The following is an 850-nucleotide window of genomic DNA, read 5'->3' as shown; positions in this document are numbered from 1 at the left end:
ACACCAAACCGCCCAAAGGCGCCCCTTCTCCAAAAGCCCAAGCTTCCGGCACTGCGCAAGGTGGCGTTCCTATCGGCAAACTTGAGTTAAGCAAAATCAAAGCGACCGGCGCGAATCTGAACCTCGCCAGCTCTTTCGGCGACGGACACATGGTGAAATACGGCGTTAACTACCGCCACGAAACCTCCGAGCCGTCCGACAAAGGAGCGTGGCTGAAGATTCTCGGCCTGTATGACCGCGACAAAGAGAAAAAAGCCGAATACGGCGTGTACGCGGAAGGCATTTGGAACCTGCACCCCGTTACCCTGACCACCGGCCTGCGTTACGACCATTTCAAATACAACGCCGCCAGCAAACAAAGCGCGTCGCACGGTCAGCTCAACCCTAGCATCGGCGCGATTTGGGACATCAACGACAACTTCTCCCTCTTGGCAAACCTCAATCAGGCAAGCCGTGCGCCCCGCCTGAACGAAGCCCTGTTAGCTAACGAACGCGCAGGCGCCGCCGCCGATTTGGACGGCAACCTCAAAGCCGAAACCGCCCGCCGCGCCGAACTCGGCTTCAAATGGCGCAACGACAACTTCAACGTCAGCGGCAGCGTGTTCCACCAACGCATCAAAGACCTCATCGTCTATCGTTGGGCAAAAATCAACAACAACACCGCCTCCATCACCGAGCGTGGCAAGATTTACAACGGCGGCACACTCAAAACCTACGGCTACGAACTTGACGCGTCCTACCGCTGGGGCGGTCTGACCGCTCGTGCCGGCGTATCCTACGTCAAACCCCGTCTGAACGGCGAAATGTACTACGGCGAAAGCCCGATTCAAGCGGAAGACCACGAAAGCTC

1 protein-coding gene is annotated in these 850 nt (G+C 57.6%); it reads left to right on the top strand.

The genetic code is table 11. The features are described from left to right. On the top strand, positions 1-850 hold an 850-nt coding region (locus tag ACTHS3_RS15950; protein WP_440368500.1), incomplete at both ends, for a TonB-dependent receptor plug domain-containing protein.

This window comes from Neisseria sp. P0009.S007 (genome assembly GCF_051962515.1).
This window is presented reverse-complemented; position numbering and strand designations above follow the sequence as displayed.